Source organism: Streptomyces sp. GESEQ-35 (assembly GCF_017948485.1).
GTDB lineage: Bacteria > Actinomycetota > Actinomycetes > Streptomycetales > Streptomycetaceae > Streptomyces.
The window spans coordinates 67,456-88,767 of record NZ_JAFFSX010000016.1 but is presented as its reverse complement, the minus strand read 5'-3'; the positions used below and the strand labels follow the sequence as shown (position 1 = coordinate 88,767).

Sequence of the window (21,312 nt, the reverse complement as noted above, 5' to 3'; positions counted from 1 at the left end):
GTCCCTTCCCCCGCCCCCACCCGGGCCGTGTCCTCAGGCGCGGGTCGCCCACACGTAACGGTGTTCCGGGCGGCCCGCGTCGCCGTACTTGAGGGTGAGGCGAGCCCGTCCGGTGCGCTCCAGAAGCTTCAGATAGCGCTGGGCGGTCTGCCGGCTCACCCCGGTCCGCTCGGCGATCTCCTGGGCCGACAGCGGGCCGTCGGCGTTCATCAGGGACCGGCGGACGAGCTCCGCGGTGGTGGGGGAGTGCCCTTTGGGCAGGTCGGGCTCCGACGGCGCCGACAGCGCGCCGAAGATACGGTCCACCTCGGCCTGCTCTGCCTCGCCGCCGCCGTCGAGGGTGCGGCGCAGCTCCGCATACGCCTCCAGCTTGGCCCGCAGCCCCGCGAAGGCGAACGGCTTGACCAGGTACTGGAGCGCGCCATGCCGCATCGCCGCCTGTACGGTCGTCACGTCCCGAGCCGCCGTCACCATGATCACGTCGGTCTGATGGCCACGGCGGCGCATCTCCTGCACGACCGCAAGACCCGTCTCGTCGGGCAGATAGTGGTCCAGGAGGACGAGGTCCAGCCGAGGCAGCAACTCGACCTGGCGCAGCGCCTCCTCCGCGCTGTGCGCCTCGCCGGCCACATGGAAGCCCGGCACCTTCTCGACGTAGGCGGCGTTCACCCGGGCGACCCGGATGTCGTCGTCCACGACCAGGACCTCGATCATCGCGACTCCTCCTTGGCGACGCTCTCCGGCGCCGACGGGACCGCGAGGGCCGGTTCCAGGTCCGGCTCGGCCAGCGCCTCCGGCAGGATGACGGTGAACTCCGCGCCCCCGCCGTGCGCCTCGCCGACGGTCGCGCTGCCACCCTGCCGCTCGGCCAGCCTGCGCACCAGGGACAGTCCGATCCCGCGCTTGCCGTGCGCCGGCGGCTTCTTGGTGGACCACCCCTCGGTGAAGACCAACTCCCGCTGCGCGGCCGGGATTCCGGGCCCGGTGTCGCGCACCCTGAGGACGACGGTCCGCCCCTCGGCGCGCAATTCGACCTCCACGCGCGCGTGCATCGTGCCGGCGACGGCGTCGAGAGCGTTGTCGACCAGGTTGCCGACGACCGTGACGAGCCCGCGGGGATCGACCAGGCGGTCCGGGAGCCTCGTACGGTCCGATATTCGCAGGGCGACGGCGCGCTCCGCGGCGACGGTCGCCTTGCCGACCAGCAGCGCGGCGAGCAGGGGGTCCTCGATCTTCTCCGTGACCTGTTCCGACGTCGCCCGGTGGTCGCCGACCACCTCTCCCACGAAGTCCACGGCGTCGTCGTACATCTCCAGTTCGAGCAGCCCGAGGAGCGTGTGCATGCGATTGGCGTGCTCGTGGTCCTGGGCGCGCAGGGCGTCGATCAGACCGCGCGTCGAGTCGAGTTCCCGGCCCAGCTGCTCCAGCTCGGTACGGTCGCGCAGGGTGGCGACGGCGCCGCCGTCGTCGGTGGGCATCCGGTTGGCGATCAGGACGCGCTGGCCGCGTACCGTGAGCAGATCGGTGCCCGTCACCCGTCCGGCCAGGACATCAGCCGTACGCCCCTCGCCGAGCGCCTCGTCGGGAGAGCGGCCGACGGCCTCCTCGCCGATGCCCAGCAGGCGCTGCGCCTCGTCGTTGAGGAGACGGACACGTCCCGCGCGGTCCAGGGCGACGACACCCTCCCGGATGCCGTGCAGCATCGCCTCACGCTCCGCGAGCAGTCCGGAGATGTCGGAGAAGGCCAGGTCCCGGGTCTGCCGCTGGACCCGCCGGGAGATGAACCAGGCCGCCAGCGCGCCGACGGCCAGGGCTCCGCCCGCATACGCCAGCAGCTCCGGGATCGCGTGGATCAGCAGGGCCCGGACGCTGTCGTACGCGATACCGACCGAGACCGCGCCGACGATCTCCCCGTCGTTGTCGCGCAGCGGCACCTTGCCGCGCGCGGAGCGGCCCAGGGTGCCCTCGTCGATCTCCATGACCTCCTGGCCGGCGAGCGCGTCGCTGGGGTCGGTCGAGACATGCCTGCCGATCTCCGTCGGCTCGGTGTGCGACCAGCGCACGCCCCGCGTGTCCATCACCACGATGTACTCGGCCTTGGTGGCCTTGCGGATCTTCTCCGCCTCCTGCTGGACCGGCCCGCCGGCCGTCGCAGGAGTGTTCTCGACGTCCTCGGCGAGCTGCGGCTGGGCCGCGGTGGTCTGCGCGATCGAGAGCGCCCGACGCATCGCCTGGTCGTCCAGCTGGTCGCTGAGCGGTGCGAGGAACAGCCCGGTCGCGAGTACCGCGACGCCCGCGGCGATCGCCACCTGCATCAGCAGCACCTGCGAGAACACCCGGCGCGGCAGACCGAGCCGCAGACGGCGTGCGGGAGGAGTGGAGCTCATATCCATGACGTTACGCGGGCGCGCCGCGGCAGCCGTAGGGGTGTGGCATGGATCTCTTGATCAACGCATGGACAGGCGGTGGCGCGGGTCAGCTCGCGAGCGCCGTCGGCGTCAGCTCGCGCACCGCCACCACATCCATTCGCGCGGGTGAGCCGAGCACCGACGCGCCGCAGCTCTCCGCGCGGGGCGGCAGTGACGCGCCCTGGGCCACGACCACGCGCCAGTGGCGCCCGTCCGCGTGCGCGACGGTCACCTCCCAGCGCGGTGCCGCGCCGTCCGTCCGTACGACCGTCAGAGCGTCCGCGGAGTACTCACGCGCCGCCGTACGCACCGCGAGCTCGGCCGCCTGGGCGGGCCGCGCCCAGGCCGAGCGGCCCCGACACCCCTCCACGACGATCCGCCCCTCCTGGACGCCGTGCAGGATCTCCTTGACCGCGTGTGCCTCGGCCCTGCCGTACGCGTAGCCGTACGGCAGGACGAGCAGCGTCGGAGAGAAGCGGTGACCACCCAGATGGGTGACCTCCCAGACCCCCTCGACCCCGGAGGCGGCGAGTTCCGCCGCCAAGGGCCGGCCGAGGAGCGCGCAGCAGCGGTCGCGCTTGCCGTTGGTGCACACGAGCGCGAGCGGATCACCGGTGTGGGAGCGCCCGCCGAGCGCCGTGCCGAAACTCTGGTGGTCGCCCCTGCCGAGCGCGGCGAAGTCGAGGTCGAGCAGGCGTTGCGGGTCGTGGACGGCGGCGCTGTGCAGCCACACGTTGCCGGGCACGGTGTGAGCCGCGTACACATGACGCTCGGTGGGGGTGCCGAGGTCGGCGTGGCGCCCGGGGCGCCGGATGAGTGCGATGCGTACGCCCGTGCCCTCGGCGGCGGCCTCCAGGGCGCGGCCCAGCGCGGGATCCAGATGGCTCGAAGTGAGCGCTTTGGCACCCCAGGGACCGGGCTGTTCCAGCAGCAGCCAGGTCGTTGCGGTCGCCGCGGTTCCCGAAATGGGCTCGTCGAGGTCTCGAGAGACGTTTGCACACGTACTCACAGAGGTGAGCCTAACCTGACTTGGGCCAGGGCGACTTCCGGCCCGGTCGTCTCCTACTCCGGTAGGGGTTGAGGCGGCCTCGGCCCCTCGTAGAGTCCGCTCGGGCGCATACGCAGCGGGCGCTCGCCGTACTCCTCCAGGGCGTGGGCGATCCAGCCCGCCGTTCGGGCCACCGCGAAGATCGTCTCGCCCGCGGTGGAGGGCATGCCGCTGGATGCGGTGAACACGGCGAGTGCCAGGTCTACGTTGGCGTGCAGCGGGGTGTGGCGGGCGGTGGTGGCCACGATGTCGCGGGCCGCGGCGAGAGCGGGAGCGGCCCGGGGGATCTCATCGAGGAGGGCGAACAGCGCACGCGCGCGTGGGTCCTCGCCGGCGTAGAGGCGGTGGCCGAGTCCTGGGATACGACGCCCGGAACGGAGTTCGTCCGCGATGACGGGCCCGGCGTCGCCCTGGTCGAGCACGTCCAGCAGCAGCCGGTGGGCGAGTCCGCTCGCGGCGCCGTGCAAGGGGCCCTCGATGACGCCGAGGCCCGCGGAGATGGCCGCGTAGGCGTGCGCGCGGGCCGAGGCGGCGACGCGCACCGCGAGCGTGGAGGCGGCCAGGTCGTGGTCGGCGAGCAGCCCGAGCGCGGTGTCCAGCACGCGCAGCGAGGCCTCTTCGGCTTGCTGTCCACTCAGCCGTGTCCACAGCCGGTGGGCCAGCGGGCCCTCGTCGCGGTGATCGGGGCGCATCGGCGGCAGAGCGGCGACGAGCGTGGGGATGAGGATGCGGGCAGTGCCGAGCACTGCCTCCTCTGACAGGTCGAAGCGCAGCGGATCCGCTGTCGCGGCAGCGATCGCGGCGACCCGCAACCGGTCGGTCGGATCGGTGTGCTCGGGCAGAGCGGCGACGGCGCGGCGGGCGACGGCGACGGACGCCTCGGGGGCGGTGAACGCGGTGCCGTGGCGCATCCGCCCGGTCCACAGCCACTCGGCGACTTCTTCGTAGGAGTGGCGTGCGGCCAGCTCTGTCGCGTCGACGCCTCGGTAGAAGTACCGATCCGTGTCGATGAGCGTGATGCGAGTACGCACCGACAGCTCGCCGCCCGAGCCCGAACTCCCGCCCCCCGCCCGTCTGTTGCGCCGTCCGAGCGCCTCGACCTCCTTCGCGTCGAAGGTGCTGCTCCGGCTGCCCGGCACCCGCAGGCTGCTGAGCTGACCGCGGCTCACATAGGCGTACACGGTCTCGGGCTTCACGCCCAGCAGCTCCGCGGTCTCCTTGGTGCTCAGCCGCCGTTCAGAGCGACTGGGGACGGGTTCTTGATCGCGCATGGAGGTCACCGTATCCGCATCGCGAAACCATGGATCCTGGGTTGATTGAATCAATATTGACAGGGGTTGAGTCAAGAGTAGACAGTCAAATCAAGTTCAGGGAGGAAATCATGTCCGTCAACAGGTCCGCAGCCACTCTTGTCGACGTACCCCGGGGGCTCGCGGGTGTCGTCGTGACCGACACCGAGATCGGCGACGTCCGGGGGCTCGAGGGCTTCTACCACTACCGCCAGTACTCCGCTGTCGAGCTCGCGCAGACCCGGAGTTTCGAGGACGTCTGGCATCTCCTGGTCCACGGTGAGCTTCCGGGCGCCGAGCGAGGCGCCGCGTTCGCCGCCGAGACGGCTGCCCTGCGCCGGCTGCCCGACGAGGTGCGTACGGTACTGCCCGCCATCGCGGCGGCGAGCGCGCGGTCCGGCCCGCTCGCCGGGATGCGTACGGCGCTGTCGCTGCTGGGGGCGGTCAAGGGCTTCCGGCCGGTGTACGACATCGACGCGGACCGGCGGCGCCGGGACACCCTCCTCGCGGCCGCCGCCGTACCGACGCTGCTGACCGCGCTGTACCGGCTGGGGCAGGGGCTCGAGCCGGTGGAGCCGCGCGAGGACCTCTCGTACGCGGCCAACTACCTCTACATGCTGACGGGTTCGGAGCCTGACCCGCAGCGGACCCGGGCGATCGAGCATTACTTGATCTCAACCATTGATCACGGCTTCAATGCGTCAACCTTTACGGCGCGGGTCATCACATCAACAGGGGCGGATGTGGCCGCATGCCTCGTGGGAGCCGTGGGCGCACTGTCCGGCCCGCTGCACGGCGGGGCGCCCAGCCGGGCGCTCGACACCCTGGACGCCATCGGCACGCCCGACCGCATCGCCGCCTGGATCCGCGAGCGCGTCCTCGCCGGCGACCGCATCATGGGATTCGGGCACCCGATCTACCGTACGGAGGACCCCCGCTCCCGGATGCTCCGCGAGATCGCCCAGCGCTTCGGCGGCGCGCGTGTCGACTTCGCCGTCGAGGTCGAGCGCCAAGTCGAGGCGATCCTCGCCGAGCTGAAGCCGGGGCGCGAACTCCACACGAACGTCGAGTTCTACGCGGGCGTGGTCATGGAACTCTGCGGTCTGCCCCGCGAGATGTTCACGCCGACGTTCGCGGCGGCCCGGGTGGTGGGCTGGAGCGCCAACATCCTGGAACAGGCGGAGGACTCGAAGATCATCCGTCCGGTGGCGCGGTATGTGGGGCCGGAGGCCCCTGTGGTGGTGCCCAAGGCGGCCTGACGTGTACGGAGGGCCCGGCGCCAAGCCGAGGCCGGGCCCTCCGTGCACGTCAGGCCACGGAGGGTCGGAAGGCCGTCAACTTGACGCGTCAGGGGCTACCTGCGGAACACGTTGATGGTTACGTTGGCGGCGGCATCCCCGAGGAAGACGCTGCCGCCGAATGCCGCCACTTCGGCGATGTATTCGCTCTGACCTGTGACGATTAACAGGATGATGCCGATGGCCGCCAGCAGGGCGATGACACCGGGAAGCAATTCGAAGATCCTCCTCGGTGGTCGGCCCGTCGGCTGTGCGGTACCGTCGTGCGGCGTCGGGTTGGACATGCCTGCTCCTTGAACTGTGTGTTCTCGGGGTGTTCGGCCGACCGCGGGGGGCCCTCTGCGTGGCACTCGTCGCTCGCCAAAGTCATCGGATGCCGCGACTCAAGGGGGCTCCCCTTGCGTGCAGTGGGGGAACTGGGATGCGGCACCTTGTCTTCTTCTGCCGCAGGGACGGCGGATCACCCAACTGAGTTGTTGGGACCCGCAATCGAACTCCTTCCATGGAGATGACGACCGTCTGCCGCACATCCACGGCGTGCCCGGATCCGTGCGAAGGACGAACGGATCCGGGACGTCCTGCTATGCGTCGGGGATGTCGCTCTTCGCGCGAATGAGTGTCTCGCGGCTGATGACCACGATGCGTTCGTAGTCGGCGCGGGAGGCGTCGGCGGGGAGTTCACGCTCAAGCGTGTCGGTGGCCTCGGTGCCGATCACGGCAAAGTTGCCGTCACTCAGCTCGAACAGGTCCGGGCAGTTGGCGCCTGAGGCGCTGCCACGGGCAGTTGGGGGCACACCGATGCGGCGCACGATCTTCAAGGGGCTACCGATCCTTACGAGGTTCTGGGCGGGTGGTCGGCAGCACGTTACTGGTGTTCCTGGGAATGTGACGGCAAAGTCGTCCTGCTCGTGTCCCTGCGTTGACCGGCCCCGCCAGTGACACGGTTGATCAGGCAGGCGGCGGGTTTCCCACCACCCACCACTCGTCCGTGTCCGCCTCGTCGAGGTCCTTGATCAAGCCGTCGACCATGCGCCCGAGCCGGGCCTCGTCGGACGAGTGCTTCAGGGTCGCGCGCTGGCCCTTCGAGGCCTCCCAGTACTCGCGCATCAGGGGATTCTGGAAGAGCTCGCGCGCATGCCCATGGAAAGCCTTGTCGTCGACGATCCCTGCCCGATAGAGGTGGTACAGGTTGATGTACCAGGCATTGGCATAGAAGTACTGACGCCGCCTCTCCGCCGGAATGTCCGGGTCATAGGTGGCGATCACAGCGGCGAGGGAAGGGTCGTCGATCGCCCTCGACAGCAACTCCCAATGCATACGCTGCTGGTGCGCCAGGGCGCTGCGCCGAGAGGCGAGCTCCTCCAGCCTCAGGCGCCTGACCTGAAGCCGCTCCGCCTCGAGGCGCCACCGGCGCGCGGCCAGCATCGTCCCGGTCGTGGCGAGCATCAGACCGGCAGCGGCAGAGCCCAGACTCGCCGCGGTGCTCTTCCATGTGGTCATGCCAAACCCCCGAATCAGGCGGCCGTCCACCGGTACTCGGGGTGCGGGTCGACTGAGGCGGACCGGCGAGCGGTGGGCGGCGCTTGCCGCCTCCAGGGTGCCGAGCGGCTCTGATCGGCGGGGGAGGCGGAGAGGAGGCGCACGGAGGGAAGCGAGGGTCGCACACTCCGGCGCCTTGCCCAACGTCTGCCCCGCAAATGCTGCTAACAATCGTTCACTTCGCCGTGATTCCTGCGGTCGGCGTCGCGGTCGGCATTCCGTCTTCAGGCATGTGCCGGAGCCTTGAGCCGGTGCGCGCGTCGGAGTGTGAGGGGCGCACGGCGGTCCCCGGTACCCGGTACCCGGGAAATCCGGTCGTTCGATACTCCGCACACGGTGACCTGGGCAGTTTTGTCAGGCTCTTGACAAATTGGTCGGGTCTCGCCAGCATGCAACTCGCCCGCAGAAGCTCGCAATTCTGCGCTCGAATATCGCAAGAACCCTGCTTCCGCACCCTCGAAGAAACTGCGTCGCATCTGAATCGCACCTGCGATGTACATGCGACGCACCAAGCGACGCACCAAGCGACGCACCAAGCGACGCATCAAACGACGCACCAAGCGACGCACGACTGAAGCACGCGGCAAGCGCGGCCGGCGCGCGCCTTGCCTGACATCCCCCACCGTCAGGAAGGAAAGCCCCTTCATGTCTCAGCGCCTTCGCGCAGGGCTCAGATGGCTCACCGCCCTCGCGCTCCTCGTGGCCGGAACGGCGGCGGCCGCTCCGCCGGCAGCCGCCGCGGTCACCGCTCCGGCGGACATCCCGGCCGCCGACTACCAGCAGGTCCAACTCGCCACCGGTGCAGCGGAACTGGGCGAGCCGATGTCGCTGACCGTGCTGCCCGACCGGTCCGTCCTGCACACCGCACGTGATGGCACGATCCGGTACACCGACCCGGCGGGCAACACCAAGACGGCCGGCAAGCTCGGCGTCTACACCCACGACGAAGAGGGTTTGCAGGGAATCGCCGCCGACCCCGGCTTCGCCACCAACCGGTATGTCTACGCGTACTACTCGCCGACGCTGAACACCCCGGCCGGTGATGCCCCCGTCACCGGGTCCGCCGCCGACTTCGAGCCCTGGAAAGGGCACCTCAACCTGTCGCGGTTCACGCTGAAGGCCGACAACACCCTCGACCTGGCAAGCGAGAAGGTCGTCCTCGAAGTACCCAACGACCGCGGCCAGTGCTGCCACGTCGGCGGTGACATCGACTTCGACGCGGCCGGAAACCTGTACCTGACCACGGGCGACGACACCAACCCGTTCGACTCGGCCGGGTACGCGCCGATCGACGAACGCACCGACCGCAACCCGCAGTTCGACGCCCAGCGCAGCTCCGGCAACACCAATGACCTGCGCGGCAAACTGCTGAAGATCAAGCCCACCGCCGCCGGTGGCTACACGGTCCCGTCCGGCAACCTCTTCGCCCCGGGCACCGCCGGCACCCGGCCGGAGATCTACGCGATGGGCTTCCGCAACCCGTTCCGGATGTCCGTCGACCGGGCCACCGGAGTGGTCTACCTCGGCGACTACGGTCCCGACGCCGGCTCCACCGACGCGGGCCGCGGCCCCGGCGGCCAGGTCGAGTTCAACCGCATCACCGCGCCGGGCAACTTCGGCTGGCCGTACTGCACCGGCACGAACACCACCAATGAGGTCTACAACGAGTACACCTTCCCCAGCGGCCCGTCCGGCGCCAAGTACGACTGCGCGGGCGGCCCGGCCAACAACTCCTTCCGCAACTCCGGCCAGGCCAAGCTGCCTCCGGTCAAGCCCAGCTGGATCAAGTACGGACTGGACGGCTCGCCGCCCGAGTTCGGCGGCGGCTCGGAGTCCCCGATGGGCGGCGAGGTCTACCGCTACGACCCGAACCTGAACTCGTCGGTGAAGTTCCCGCAGTCCCTCGACGGCCGCTACTTCGCCGCCGAGTACGGACGCCAGTGGATCAAGTCCATCGAGGTCAAGAGCGACGGCTCGTACGGCACGATCGAGGACTTCCCCTGGAACGGCACACAGGTGATGGACACCGACTTCGGGCCCGACGGGGCGCTGTACGTCCTGGACTACGGCACCGGAAGCAACAACCAGGCGCTGTACCGCATCGAGTACATCGCCGGCAGCAACCGCAACCCCGTCGCCAAGGCGGCCGCCGACAAGACCTCCGGCACGCTGCCGCTGACCGTGAAGTTCTCCTCCGCGGGCAGCTCCGACCCCGAGGGCCAGGCCCTGACGTACTCCTGGGACTTCGGTGACGGCGCCACCTCCACCGAGGCCAACCCCAGCCACACGTACACCACGAAGGGGACGTACACCCCGACCCTGACCGTCAAGGACCCCGAAGGCCTCACCGGTACGGCCAGTCTGGTCGTCACCGCGGGCAACACCGCGCCGACCGTCACCCTGCAACAGCCCACCGACGGGAAGTTGTTCTCCTTCGGTGACACCGTGCCCTTCACGGTCCAGGTCAGCGACCCCGAGGACGGCATGGTCGACTGCTCCAAGGTGAAGGTCACCTATCTGCTCGGCCACGACAGCCACACCCACGCCATCACCTCGGCGAACGGCTGCAACGGGTCGATCACCGTGCCCCCAGACGGTGAACACGACAGCGCCGCCAACCTCTACGGAGTCTTCGACGCCGAGTACACCGACGCCGACGGACTGACCACGCACTCCCTCCGCACCCTCCAGCCGCGCCACCGGCAGGCCGAGCACTTCAGCGCCCAGTCCGGAATCCAGATCGCCGGACACGGCCCCGCCGAGGGCGGCAATTCGGTCGGCTTCACCGACGACGGCGACTGGATCTCCTTCCAGCCCTACTCGCTGGGCAACGCCTCGAAGTTCACCGCCAGGGTGGCCTCCGCCGGCGCCGGCGGCACCATCGAGGTACGTGCCGGGTCCACGACCGGGACGCTGCTCGGCACGGCCACGGTCCCGGTGACCGGCGGCTGGGAGACGTACACCGACGTCACGGCCAACCTGACCGGAGCCCCGTCCGGTGCCACACAGCTGTACCTCGTCTTCCGCGGTCCGACCGGCAACGGCAACCTCTTCGACGTCGACGCCTTCACCTTCACGACGGCCGACACCGCCGGCACCACTCACGAAGGGGAGTCGTACACGTCGGGGTCGGGGGTCCAGGTGGCCGCCCACGCGGCGGCGAGTGGCGGGAACACGCTCGGCTATATCGAGAACGGTGACTGGGCCGGTTACTCGTCGGTGTCGACGGCGGGTGCGACGTCGTTCTCCGCGAAGGTGTCGTCGGCGGGTGCGGGCGGCACGATCGAGGTCCGCTCGGGTTCGGCCACGGGTACGTTGCTCGGTTCGGTGAGTGTGCCGGTCACGGGTGGCTGGGAGACGTTCACGACGGTGAACACCGCGTTGACCGCCGCCGCTTCGGGGCCGCTGTTCCTGCGCTTCACCGGCGGTGCGGGCTCCCTCTTCGACATCGACACCTTCACACTCACCGCCACGGCACGAAAGGGCTGAGGACCATGAGAACTCTGCTCCGACGTCTGCGTCGCGCTCCGGCTGCCGTGGCGCTGGCACTGACCTGCGGACTTGCCGCACCGATCCAGGCGGCCGAGGCCGCCCCCGAACAGCAGGCCGCGGCCTACGACGTCCTGGTGTTCTCCAAGACCGCCGGATTCCGGCACGACGCCATCCCGGCCGGCATCAGCGCCCTGCAAACGCTGGGCCAGCAGAACGACTTCGCCGTCACGGCCACCGAGGACGCGGGCGCCTTCACCACCGCGAACCTGGCCACGTACGAGGCGGTGGTGTTCCTCAACACGACCGGCGACGTCCTGAACGACAGCCAGCAGACCGCCTTGCAGTCGTACGTCGACAACGGCGGCGGCTACCTCGGCGTGCACGCGGCCGCCGACACCGAGTACGGCTGGCCGTATTACGGACAGCTCGTGGGCGCCTGGTTCAAGAGCCACCCCGCGATCCAGCAGGCCGTCGTCAAGAATGAGGACCGGACCCACCCGGCGACCACGCACCTGGGCGCGACCTGGACCCGTACCGACGAGTGGTACAACTACCGGACCAACCCGCGCTCCACGGTCCACGTCCTGCAGAGCCTGGACGAATCCTCCTACAGCGGTGGGGAGATGAGCGGGGACCACCCCATCACCTGGTGCCACAGCCAGGGCCAGGGCCGGTCCTTCTACACCGGGCTCGGCCACACAATCGAGTCCTACAGCGACCCGGCCTTCCGCTCCCTGCTGCTCGGCGGCGTGCGGTACGCGGCCGGGCAGGCGCCCGGCAACTGCGCCCCGCCGGCGGGCACCGGCCAGGTGGAGGCCGAGTCGTACACGTCGGGGTCGGGGGTCCAGGTGGCCGCCCATGCGTCGGCCAGTGGTGGGAACACGTTGGGCTATATCGAGAACGGTGACTGGGCCGGTTACTCGTCGGTGTCGACGGCGGGTGCGACGTCGTTCTCCGCGAAGGTGTCGTCGGCGGGTGCGGGCGGCACGATCGAGGTCCGTTCGGGTTCGGCCACGGGTACGTTGCTCGGTTCGGTGAGTGTGCCGGTCACGGGTGGCTGGGAGACGTTCACGACGGTGAACACCGCGTTGTCCGCCGCCGCTTCGGGGCCGCTGTTCCTGCGTTTCACCGGCGGCTCGGGCTCCCTCTTCGACATCGACACCTTCACCCTCACCGCCACACCGAGCGAGGTCACGCCGTCCCAGGACGTCCACCTTTTCTACTACCCCTGGTACGGCAGCCCCACGGTCAACGGTGGCTGGCGCCACTGGCAGCAGGGCAACCGCACCCCGCCCGACGACATCGGCGCCGACCTCTACCCGACGCTCGGCCCGTACGACTCCGGTGACTTCGCCGGGGCGGTGGCCCAGCACATGAAGTGGGTCACGCAGTCCGGGGCCGGCGTTATCGTCTACAGCTGGTGGGGACAGGGCAGTTACGAGGACGGGCTCGTCCAGGGCGTCCTCGACGCCGCCCAGAAGGAAGGCGTCAAGGTGGCCTGGCACCTGGAGCCGTACTCCGGACGCACCGCGGCCTCGACGGTCGCCGACATCCAGTACATCAACAACACCTACGGCAGCCATCCGGCCTTCTACCGGTCCGCCGACCACGGCGGGAAGAGCGCCTTCTACGTCTTCCAGAGCCTGGACATCACCGACTGGACGCCGCTCGACCAGGTCACGGGCAACAGCATCGTGCTCGCCCAGACCACCGACACCACGAAGATCGCGCACTTCTCCGGCCTGTACACCTACGACGGCATCGCCGGCGCCACGGCCCCGGGCTGGAAGCAGGCCGGGGACTACGCCCGCGCGAACAACCTCATCTGGTCCCCGTCCGTCGCCCCCGGCTACCTCGACGACCGCGCGGTGCCGGGCAACACCACACCCACCGTGGACCGCGCGAACGGCGCCGCCTACGACAAGCAGTGGAACAACGCCCTCGATCCCGCGATCGGCGGCTCACCGACCTGGGTGTCGGTGACCTCCTTCAACGAGTGGCACGAGGGCAGCTCGATCGAACCGGCCGACTCCACCCCGCCCGCCGGCCACGGCTACCTCACGTACGAGGGCGCCTACGGCAAGACCGGCGAAGCCGCCCAGACGGCCTACCTGGACCGCACCGCGTACTGGGTGAGCCGCTTCCAGGCCGCGCAGGCCGCCCTGAGCGACTGACGGCTGTCGCCCCTCACCAGGGCGTCCGGTCCGCGCACGCCGGACCGGGCGCCCTTCGACCTGCAACGTCACATCGATGGAGGCGCCCGCGGATCTCCCCGGCTCGTATCCTGGGCGGCGCATCTTTGTACAGCTCCCTGAAGAGGTCGCACGTTGGGTCACACGCCGAGTCCGCAGCGCCCGCAGCAGATCCCGGTCATCGTTCTCGCCGGGTTCCTGGGCTCCGGCAAGACGACGCTGCTCAACCATCTGCTCCACCGCAGCGGCGGCAGCCGTATCGGTGCCGTCGTCAACGACTTCGGTGCCATCGAGATCGACGCGATGGCCGTGGCCGGCGCGCTCGGCGACTCCACCGTGTCCCTCGGGAACGGCTGTCTGTGCTGCGCCGTGGACGTGAGCGAGCTCGATCTCTACCTCGACCGGCTCGCCAGGCCCTCCGCCGGCATCGACGTCATCGTCATCGAGGCCAGCGGTCTGGCCGAGCCGCAGGAACTCGTGCGGATGGTGCTCGCCAGTGAGCATCCGGGGATCGTGTACGGCGGGCTGATCGAGGTCGTCGACGCCGCCGAGTTCGACGACACGCGGGCGAAGCACCCCGAGATCGACCGGCATCTCGCCCTCGCCGACCTGGTCGTCGTCAACAAGGTCGACCGGGCGCCCGACGGAGAACGGGTCCTCGGGCTCGTCCGGTCCCTCGTCGACCGCGCAGCCGTCGTACCCGCCTCCTACGGGCGCATCGACCCCGAATTCCTCTTCGACTGCCGCCCCACGGGCGAGCGCATCGGGCAGCTCTCCTTCGACGACCTGCACGACCACGGAGCAGACGACCATGCCGCTCATCTGCATTCGGCTTACGACAGCCTGTCCTTCACCTCCGAAGTGCCCCTGAACCCACGCCGGATGATGGAGTTCCTCGACAGCCGTCCCGAAGGGCTGTACCGGATCAAGGGATACGTCGACTTCGGCCACCACGACACGGACAACCGGTACGCCGTTCACGCCGTCGGACGGTTCCTCCGCTTCCATCCGGAACCCTGGGCTGCCGCCGACGCGCGCGTGACCCAGCTCGTGCTCATCGGCGCAGGCATCGACGTCCCCGCTCTGCGCAAGGAGTTGGAGGCGTGCAAGGACGACGCCCCACACGCCGACGAGCACGGCATGTGGGGCGTCCTGCGCTACGTACAGGATCCCGCAGCGGATCTTGAGGAACCCGGCTGCTAGACCGGCCCGGCCACCACCGACACGGTCTTCGCCAGGGACACGCCCGAGCCGTCCCGGCGCGGGTCCATCTCCGGGAGGTCGGCCGGTGTGCCGTTCTTCTGCGCGGCCCGCGCCGGGACCGGGCCGGCCCAGCCCAGGGACAGACAGTCCTCGCCCTTGAGGAACCGCTGGCAGCGCACACCGCCCGTGGCGCGGCCCTTGCGCGGGTACTGGTCGAACGGAGTCAGTTTGGCCGTCGTCTGCACGGAGTCGTCCAGCGTGCCGCGCGAGCCGGCGACCGTGAACACCACGGCGTCGGCCGCCGGATCGATCGCCGTGAACGAGATGACCTTGGCGCCCTCGGTGAGCTTGATGCCCGCCATGCCACCCGCCGGACGGCCCTGGGGACGGACCTGCGAGGCCTGGTAGCGCAGCAACTGCGCGTCGTCCGTGATGAAGACCAGATCCTCCTCGCCGGTGCGCAGCTCGACCGCGCCGACGATCCGGTCACCCTCCTTGAGGGTGATGACCTCCAACTCCTCCTTGTTGGACGGATAGTCGGGGAGCACCCGCTTGACCACACCCTGCTCGGTGCCGAGCGCCAGACCCGGCGACGACTCGTCGAGCGTGGCCAGGCACACCAGCGTCTCGTCGTCCTCCAGGGAGACGAACTCGGTCAGCGGGGCGCCGCCCGCGAGGTTGGGCGCGGACGCCGTGTCCGGGAGCTGCGGCAGGTCGATGACATTGATCCGCAGCAGCCGGCCCGCCGAGGTGACCGCGCCGATCTCGCCACGGGCCGTGGCCGGCACCGCCGAGACGATCACGTCGTGCTTGGTGCGCCGGGCGTCGGCGTCCTCCGGGAACGGCTCGCCGTTCGCCGTACGCGCCAGCAGACCCGTCGAGGACAGCAGCACCCGGCACGGGTCGTCCGCGACCTGGAGCGGAACGGCGGACACCGGGGCGCCCCCCGACTCCAGCAGGACCGTACGCCGGTCGGTGCCGAACTTCTTGGACACCGCGGCCAGTTCGGCGGAGACCAGCTTGCGCAGCTCCGCGTCCGACTCGAGGATCCGGGTCAGCTCCTCGATCTCCGCCCTGAGCCGGTCCTTCTCGGACTCCAGCTCGATCCGGTCGAACTTGGTGAGGCGGCGCAGCGGCGTGTCCAGGATGTACTGCGTCTGGATCTCGCTCAGCGAGAACCGCTCCATCAGGCGCTGCTTGGCCTGCGCGGAGTTGTCGCTGGAGCGGATCAGGCGGATGACCTCGTCGATGTCCACCAGGGCGGTGAGCAGACCCTCGACCAGGTGCAGCCGGTCGCGCCGCTTGCCACGGCGGAACTCGCTGCGGCGCCGCACCACGTTGAAGCGGTGGTCGAGATAGACCTCGAGGAGCTCCTTGAGACCCAGCGTGAGGGGCTGCCCGTCGACCAGCGCCACGTTGTTGATGCCGAAGGACTCCTCCAACGGCGTCAGCTTGTAGAGCTGCTCCAGGACGGCCTCCGGCACGAAGCCGTTCTTGATCTCGATGACCAGGCGCAGGCCGTGCTGACGGTCGGTGAGGTCCTTGACGTCGGCGATGCCCTGGAGCTTCTTCGAGCCGACCAGGTCCTTGATCTTGGCGATCACCTTCTCCGGGCCGACGGTGAAGGGCAGCTCGGTGATGACGAGGCCCTTGCGGCGCGCGGTGACGTCCTCGACGGCCACCGTGGCACGGATCTTGAAGGTGCCGCGGCCCGTCTCGTACGCGTCCCGGATGCCCGTCAGGCCGACGATCCGGCCGCCGGTGGGCAGATCGGGGCCGGGAACGTGCCTCATCAGGGCTTCGAGATCGGCGCCCGGATGCCGGATGAGGTGGCGGGCCGCCGCGATCACCTCGCGCAGGTTGTGCGGCGGCATGTTCGTGGCCATGCCGACCGCGATGCCCGAGGCGCCGTTGACCAGGAGGTTCGGGAAGGCGGCGGGCAGGGCCACCGGCTCCTGCTCCTGGCCGTCGTAGTTGGGCGTGAAGTCGACGGTGTCCTCGTCGATGGACTCCGTCATCAAGCCCGTGGCCTCGGCCATACGGCACTCGGTGTACCGCATGGCGGCGGGCGGGTCGTCGTTGCCCAACGAGCCGAAGTTGCCGTGGCCGTCCACGAGGGGGACACGCATCGAGAAGGGCTGGGCCATGCGCACCAGCGCGTCGTAGATCGACGCGTCGCCGTGCGGGTGCAACTTACCCATGACCTCGCCGATGACGCGGGCGCACTTTACATAGCCGCGGTCGGGGCGTACGCCCATCTCGTTCATCTGGTAGACGATGCGACGGTGCACCGGCTTGAGGCCGTCGCGGGCGTCCGGCAGGGCTCGGGAGTAGATGACCGAGTACGCGTACTCGAGGAAGGAGCCCTGCATCTCGTCCACGACGTCGATGTCGAGGATCCGCTCCTCGAACGAGTCGTCGGGCGGCGGGGTCTTCGTGCTGCGGCGGGCCATCGCTGCCTGGCTCCTCTGTCTCCTGGTCGCTCGCCTACGGGGCGCGCTCTTGCTGAAGCGTTAACTGACTCTGATGCGGACCATTGTGGACCGCCCCACTGACAACGCGGACCAGGGCCCGACGTAAGCCGTCCCGCCCGGCGTTCGCAGGTGCCGCCGGCCTTCGGCGGGACAGCACGCCCGCAGGCTACGCGATCTCGCTCTGGGCGTACGTCGGCCGGGAACTTCGCCGAGCCTCCGCACGCTTGCATACAGTGGCAGGACCGGCGGGATTTCCGCAGTTACGACAAGTGTTTCCGCGATCGAAGGGACGTACATGCCCATGGGTCACACGGCCACAGACCAGGCAGGCACCGGGGGCCTGACAGCGACCGAGCACCGCCTGGCCAACGGCCTGCGCGTGGTGCTCTCCGAGGACCACCTGACCCCGGTCGCCGCGGTGTGCCTCTGGTACGACGTCGGCTCCCGCCACGAAGTCAAGGGCCGTACCGGCCTGGCTCACCTTTTCGAGCACCTGATGTTCCAGGGCTCCGGCCAGGTGAAGGGCAACGGCCACTTCGAGAAGGTCCAGGGGGCCGGCGGCTCGCTCAACGGCACCACCAGCTTCGAGCGCACCAACTACTTCGAGACCATGCCCACCCACCAGCTGGAGCTCGCCCTCTGGCTGGAGGCCGACCGCATGGGGTCCCTGCTCACGGCTCTCGACGACGAGTCCATGGAGAACCAGCGCGACGTCGTGAAGAACGAACGCCGGCAGCGCTACGACAACGTCCCTTACGGGACGGCGTTCGAGAAGCTGACCGCCCTCGCCTACCCGGAGGGCCACCCCTACCACCACACGCCGATCGGCTCGATGGCCGACCTGGACGCGGCGACCCTGGAGGACGCGCGGGCGTTCTTCCGGACGTACTACGCGCCCAACAACGCGGTTCTCTCCGTGGTCGGCGACATCGACCCGGAGCAGACGCTCGCCTGGGTCGACAAGTACTTCGGCTCCATCCCCTCGCACGACGGCAAGCCCGCCCCGCGTGACGGCGGACTGCCCGAGACCATCGGCGGGCAGCTGCGCGAGGTCGTCGAGGAAGAGGTCCCCGCGCGTGCGCTGATGGCCGCCTACCGGCTGCCGGAGGACGGCACGCGCGCGTGCGATGCGGCGGACCTCGCGCTCACGGTGCTCGGCGGGGGCGAGTCCTCCCGTCTCTACAACCGGCTCGTACGGCGCGACCGTACGGCAGTCGCCGCCGGGTTCGGTCTGCTGCGGCTGGCCGGCGCGCCCTCCCTGGGGTGGCTGGACGTGAAGACGTCCGGTGACGTGGAGGTGCCGGTGATCGAGACCGCCATCGACGAGGAGCTCGCCCGGTTCGCCGCGGAGGGCCCCACGGCCGAGGAAATGGAGCGCGCCCAGGCCCAGTTGGAGCGCGAGTGGCTGGACCGGCTCGGCACGGTCGCGGGCCGCGCCGACGAACTGTGCCGGTACGCCGTCCTGTTCGGCGACCCGCAGCTCGCCCTCACGGCCGTCGGGCGGGTGCTCGAGGTGACCGCGGAGGAGGTCCAGGAGGTCGCCAAGGCGCGCCTGCGACCCGACAACCGAGCGGTGCTGGTCTACGAGCCGACCGTCCCCACGGAGACCGTCGAGGAACCCACCGAAGACCTGGACTCCGCGGCGACCGTGGAAGCCACCGACGAGGACGAGGAGGCGGCCAAGTGACCGAGCTCGCCGCTATGGAATTCCACCCCGAGCCCCAGGCCGGCGAGGCCAGGCCGTGGGCGTTCCCGGCCCCCGAGCGCGGGACCCTCGACAACGGCGTGACGGTCCTGCGCTGCCACCGCCCCGGCCAGCAGGTCGTCGCCGTCGAGGTGCTCCTGGGCGCGCCGCTGGACGCCGAACCGGCCGGCCTCGACGGCGTCGCCACGATCATGGCGCGGGCCTTCTCCGAAGGCACCGACAAGTACTCCGCCGAGGAGTTCGCCGCCGAGCTGGAGCGCTGCGGTGCCACCCTCGACGCGCACGCCGACCACCCCGGCGTCCGCGTGAGCCTGGAGGTCCCGGTCTCGCGCCTCCCCAAGGCGCTCGGGCTGCTCGCCGACGCCCTCAGGGCGCCCGCCTTCGCGGACAGCGAGGTCGAACGGCTGGTCCGCAACCGCCTCGACGAGATCCCGCACGAGCTGGCCAACCCCTCCCGCCGGGCAGCCAAGGAGCTCTCCAAGGAGCTGTTCCCGGCGGATTCGCGTATGTCACGCCCGCGCCAGGGCACCGAGGACACGGTCGCGACCATCGACTCCGCGGCCGTACGCGCCTTTTACGAGAGGTACGTCCGCCCCGCCACGGCCACCGCCGTGGTCGTCGGCGACCTCACCGGCATCGACCTGGACGCGCTGCTCGGCGAGACGATCGGCTCCTGGACCGGCTCGCCCGCGCAGCCGCGCCCGGTGCCGCCGGTGACCGCCGACGACACCGGCCGCGTCGTCATCGTGGACCGCCCCGGCGCCGTCCAGACGCAGCTGCTCATCGGCCGGATCGGTCCCGACCGCCACGATCGCGTGTGGCCCGCGCAGGTGCTCGGCACGTACTGCCTCGGCGGCACCCTGACCTCCCGGCTTGACCGCGTCCTGCGCGAGGAGAAGGGCTACACCTACGGAGTGCGGGCGTTCGGGCAGGTGCTGCGGTCCGCCCCGGACGGCTCGGGCGCCGGGATGCTCGCCATCAGCGGCTCCGTCGACACCCCGAACACCGGTCCCGCACTCCAGGACCTGTGGACGGTGCTGCGCACGCTCGCCGCGGACGGGCTCACCGACGCCGAGCGCGACGTCGCCGTACAGAACCTCGTCGGGGTGGCGCCGCTGAAGTACGAGACCGCCGCGGCCGTGGCCGGCACGCTGGCCGACCAGGTGGAGCAGTACCTGCCGGACGACTACCAGGCCACGCTCTACCGGGAGCTCGCCGCGACCGGCACCGTCGAGGCCACCGCGGCTGCCGTACGCGCCTTCCCGGTGGACCGTCTGGTGACGGTTCTCGTGGGCGACGCGGCGCAGATCAAGGAGCCGGTCGAGGCACTCGGCGTCGGCCAAGTCACCGTCGTGTCCGCCGAGTAGCAGCGAACACACGGGTACGCGCGCGTGGAGCCCTGGTGACGGAAGCGTCGCCAGGGCTCCTTTATGTCCGAATTACGGGAGAGGTTGCCTGTCTGGCCTGTGGCATGCGCTACAAAAGCCGTGATCCGTTTGGGGATTGAAAGATGTCCCGTTTAGCGTCTTCCGGGCTGTCCGTCAGGCACTGCGCCGCGTCCGCGGCACCGGACAGTCATCGCCGAGTCCCCAGACGGCGCGAGCCAGGGGAGCCGGGGACCCACATACGTAGTCCCTGGGGTGAATCGGACGCCCACGCGTGCAGCGAGGGGGTCCGTAGGAGACCTTCCTGCTCCGAACCCGTCAGCTAACCCGGTAGGCGAGAAGGAAGGAAAGGACCAGCCACTACATGGCGTTCACCTGCGCCACCGGGAAGCACCGCCGTCCCAGCCGTATCCAGCGCACCACCGCCCGCGCGGCGGGCGTCGCGGCCCTCACCACCACCGGTGTCATCGGCACCCTGGCCGCCCCCGCGCTCGCGGCCGAGCCCGCCGCCGAGACGACCGGCCTGATCCCGGTCCTCAGTGTCGCCGCCGCCGACCCGATCGCGGAGCAGGCCGCCGCCCAGAAGGAGGCCGCCGAGGAGGCCGCAGCCGCGAAGAAGGCCGAGGCTGCCGCGAAGAAGGCCGCTGCGGAGAAGGCGAGGAAGGCCCGCGAGGCCAAGGAACGCGCCGCCCGCGAGGCCGAGCGCAAGCGCCTCAACAGCTACGTGCTGCCGGTCACCGGCTCGTACGTCTCCACCGGCTACCAGACCGGCGGCTCCCTGTGGTCCTCCGGCAGCCACACCGGCGTCGACTTCCATGCCGCGAGCGGCACCTCCGTCCACGCGGTCGGCCGCGGCACGGTCGTCGAGGCGGGCTGGAGCGGCTCGTACGGCAACGAGGTCGTGATCAAGATGAATGACGGCACGTACACCCAGTACGGCCATCTGTCGTCCATCGGTGTCTCGGTGGGCCAGAGCGTCACCCCCGGTCAGCAGATAGCCCTCTCCGGAGCGACCGGCAACGTCACCGGACCGCACCTGCACTTCGAGGCCCGTACGACCGCGGAGTACGGCTCCGACATCGACCCCGTCTCCTACCTGCGCTCGCACGGCGTGAACGTCTGACGACCGATCGCTCCGCATCCCGAGGCCCCGGCTCCCGAGCCGGGGTTTCGGCGTTTCACACGCCCGGTTGTCCAAAAAATATCCATGGATTCCGGCCCGCCATCGGAAATTCCGGCTCATTGCAATAGAGTCACGGAACACACGTCAATCATCGAC

Annotated in this window: 15 protein-coding genes and 1 riboswitch; of the genes, 7 read left to right on the top strand and 8 right to left on the bottom strand. The window is 69.9% G+C overall.

Going from position 1 to position 21,312, the window contains the following annotated elements:
* Nucleotides 1-33: 33 nt before the first annotated feature.
* From KCH87_RS28260 to KCH87_RS28245, 4 genes are all read right to left on the bottom strand, one after another.
* Nucleotides 34-714 carry a response regulator gene (locus KCH87_RS28260; protein WP_210589108.1) on the bottom strand — a complete coding sequence of 227 codons (681 nt, stop codon included), beginning with the start codon at nt 712-714 and terminating at the stop codon, nt 34-36.
* Nucleotides 711-2,387, bottom strand: a complete 1,677-nt coding sequence (locus KCH87_RS28255; protein ID WP_210589107.1) for a sensor histidine kinase — start codon at nt 2,385-2,387, stop codon at nt 711-713. Before KCH87_RS28255 ends, KCH87_RS28260 begins: the two co-directional genes overlap by 4 nt.
* A gap of 88 nt (nt 2,388-2,475) precedes the next feature.
* Nucleotides 2,476-3,417, bottom strand: coding sequence for a sucrase ferredoxin (locus KCH87_RS28250; RefSeq protein WP_210589106.1), 942 nt, complete (start codon nt 3,415-3,417; stop codon nt 2,476-2,478).
* Nucleotides 3,418-3,470: 53 nt separating this feature from the next.
* Nucleotides 3,471-4,727 (bottom strand): citrate synthase, encoded by a 1,257-nt coding sequence (locus KCH87_RS28245; protein WP_210589105.1) that lies wholly within the window; start codon nt 4,725-4,727, stop codon nt 3,471-3,473.
* 110 nt (nt 4,728-4,837) lie between these two features.
* On the opposite strand from KCH87_RS28245, the gene KCH87_RS28240 reads away from it, so the two are divergent.
* Nucleotides 4,838-6,004, top strand: coding sequence for a citrate synthase/methylcitrate synthase (locus KCH87_RS28240; protein ID WP_210589104.1), 1,167 nt, complete (start codon nt 4,838-4,840; stop codon nt 6,002-6,004).
* A 95-nt stretch (nt 6,005-6,099) separates the two neighbouring features.
* On the opposite strand, the gene KCH87_RS28235 is transcribed toward KCH87_RS28240, so the two are convergent.
* The 3 genes from KCH87_RS28235 to KCH87_RS28225 all read right to left on the bottom strand — a co-directional run bounded on the left by KCH87_RS28235 (nt 6,100) and on the right by KCH87_RS28225 (nt 7,543).
* Entirely contained in the window at nt 6,100-6,327 is a 228-nt protein-coding gene (locus KCH87_RS28235; protein WP_210589103.1) for a hypothetical protein, read from the bottom strand.
* A gap of 297 nt (nt 6,328-6,624) precedes the next feature.
* A complete protein-coding gene (locus tag KCH87_RS28230) occupies nt 6,625-6,861 on the bottom strand; it encodes a hypothetical protein (RefSeq protein ID WP_210589102.1) in 237 nt (78 codons plus the stop codon).
* 130 nt (nt 6,862-6,991) lie between these two features.
* Nucleotides 6,992-7,543 carry a DUF6082 family protein gene (locus KCH87_RS28225; RefSeq protein ID WP_210589101.1) on the bottom strand — a complete coding sequence of 184 codons (552 nt, stop codon included), beginning with the start codon at nt 7,541-7,543 and terminating at the stop codon, nt 6,992-6,994.
* A 684-nt stretch (nt 7,544-8,227) separates the two neighbouring features.
* Between KCH87_RS28225 and KCH87_RS28220 the strand changes: the two genes are divergently transcribed.
* The 3 genes from KCH87_RS28220 to KCH87_RS28210 all read left to right on the top strand — a co-directional run bounded on the left by KCH87_RS28220 (nt 8,228) and on the right by KCH87_RS28210 (nt 14,469).
* Nucleotides 8,228-11,071, top strand: a complete 2,844-nt coding sequence (locus KCH87_RS28220) for a carbohydrate-binding protein (protein ID WP_210589100.1) — start codon at nt 8,228-8,230, stop codon at nt 11,069-11,071.
* A gap of 5 nt (nt 11,072-11,076) precedes the next feature.
* Nucleotides 11,077-13,248: a ThuA domain-containing protein gene (locus tag KCH87_RS28215; protein ID WP_210589099.1), complete on the top strand. Its 2,172-nt coding sequence runs from the start codon at nt 11,077-11,079 to the stop codon at nt 13,246-13,248.
* A gap of 153 nt (nt 13,249-13,401) precedes the next feature.
* Nucleotides 13,402-14,469: a GTP-binding protein gene (locus KCH87_RS28210; RefSeq protein ID WP_210589098.1), complete on the top strand. Its 1,068-nt coding sequence runs from the start codon at nt 13,402-13,404 to the stop codon at nt 14,467-14,469.
* Here the strand turns inward: KCH87_RS28210 and KCH87_RS28205 are convergent.
* Nucleotides 14,466-16,922: a DNA topoisomerase (ATP-hydrolyzing) subunit A gene (locus tag KCH87_RS28205; protein ID WP_210589097.1), complete on the bottom strand. Its 2,457-nt coding sequence runs from the start codon at nt 16,920-16,922 to the stop codon at nt 14,466-14,468. The two genes, KCH87_RS28210 and KCH87_RS28205, sit on opposite strands and share 4 nt — an antisense overlap.
* 316 nt (nt 16,923-17,238) lie before the next feature.
* Here KCH87_RS28205 and KCH87_RS28200 point away from each other — a divergent pair, with 316 nt between their 5' ends.
* The 3 genes from KCH87_RS28200 (at nt 17,239) to KCH87_RS28190 (ending at nt 21,156) form a co-directional block, all read left to right on the top strand.
* A complete protein-coding gene (locus tag KCH87_RS28200; protein WP_210589096.1) occupies nt 17,239-18,630 on the top strand; it encodes a pitrilysin family protein in 1,392 nt (463 codons plus the stop codon).
* Nucleotides 18,627-20,015 carry a pitrilysin family protein gene (locus KCH87_RS28195; protein ID WP_210589095.1) on the top strand — a complete coding sequence of 463 codons (1,389 nt, stop codon included), beginning with the start codon at nt 18,627-18,629 and terminating at the stop codon, nt 20,013-20,015. The genes KCH87_RS28200 and KCH87_RS28195 overlap by 4 nt, the downstream gene beginning before the upstream one ends.
* A gap of 202 nt (nt 20,016-20,217) precedes the next feature.
* A riboswitch (cyclic di-AMP (ydaO/yuaA leader) is annotated at nt 20,218-20,385 on the top strand.
* Nucleotides 20,386-20,397: 12 nt separating this feature from the next.
* The gene (locus KCH87_RS28190) at nt 20,398-21,156 is read left to right on the top strand and encodes a M23 family metallopeptidase (RefSeq protein WP_210589094.1); all 759 of its coding nucleotides are present in this window, start codon (nt 20,398-20,400) and stop codon (nt 21,154-21,156) included.
* The last annotated feature ends 156 nt before the right edge of the window (nt 21,157-21,312 follow it).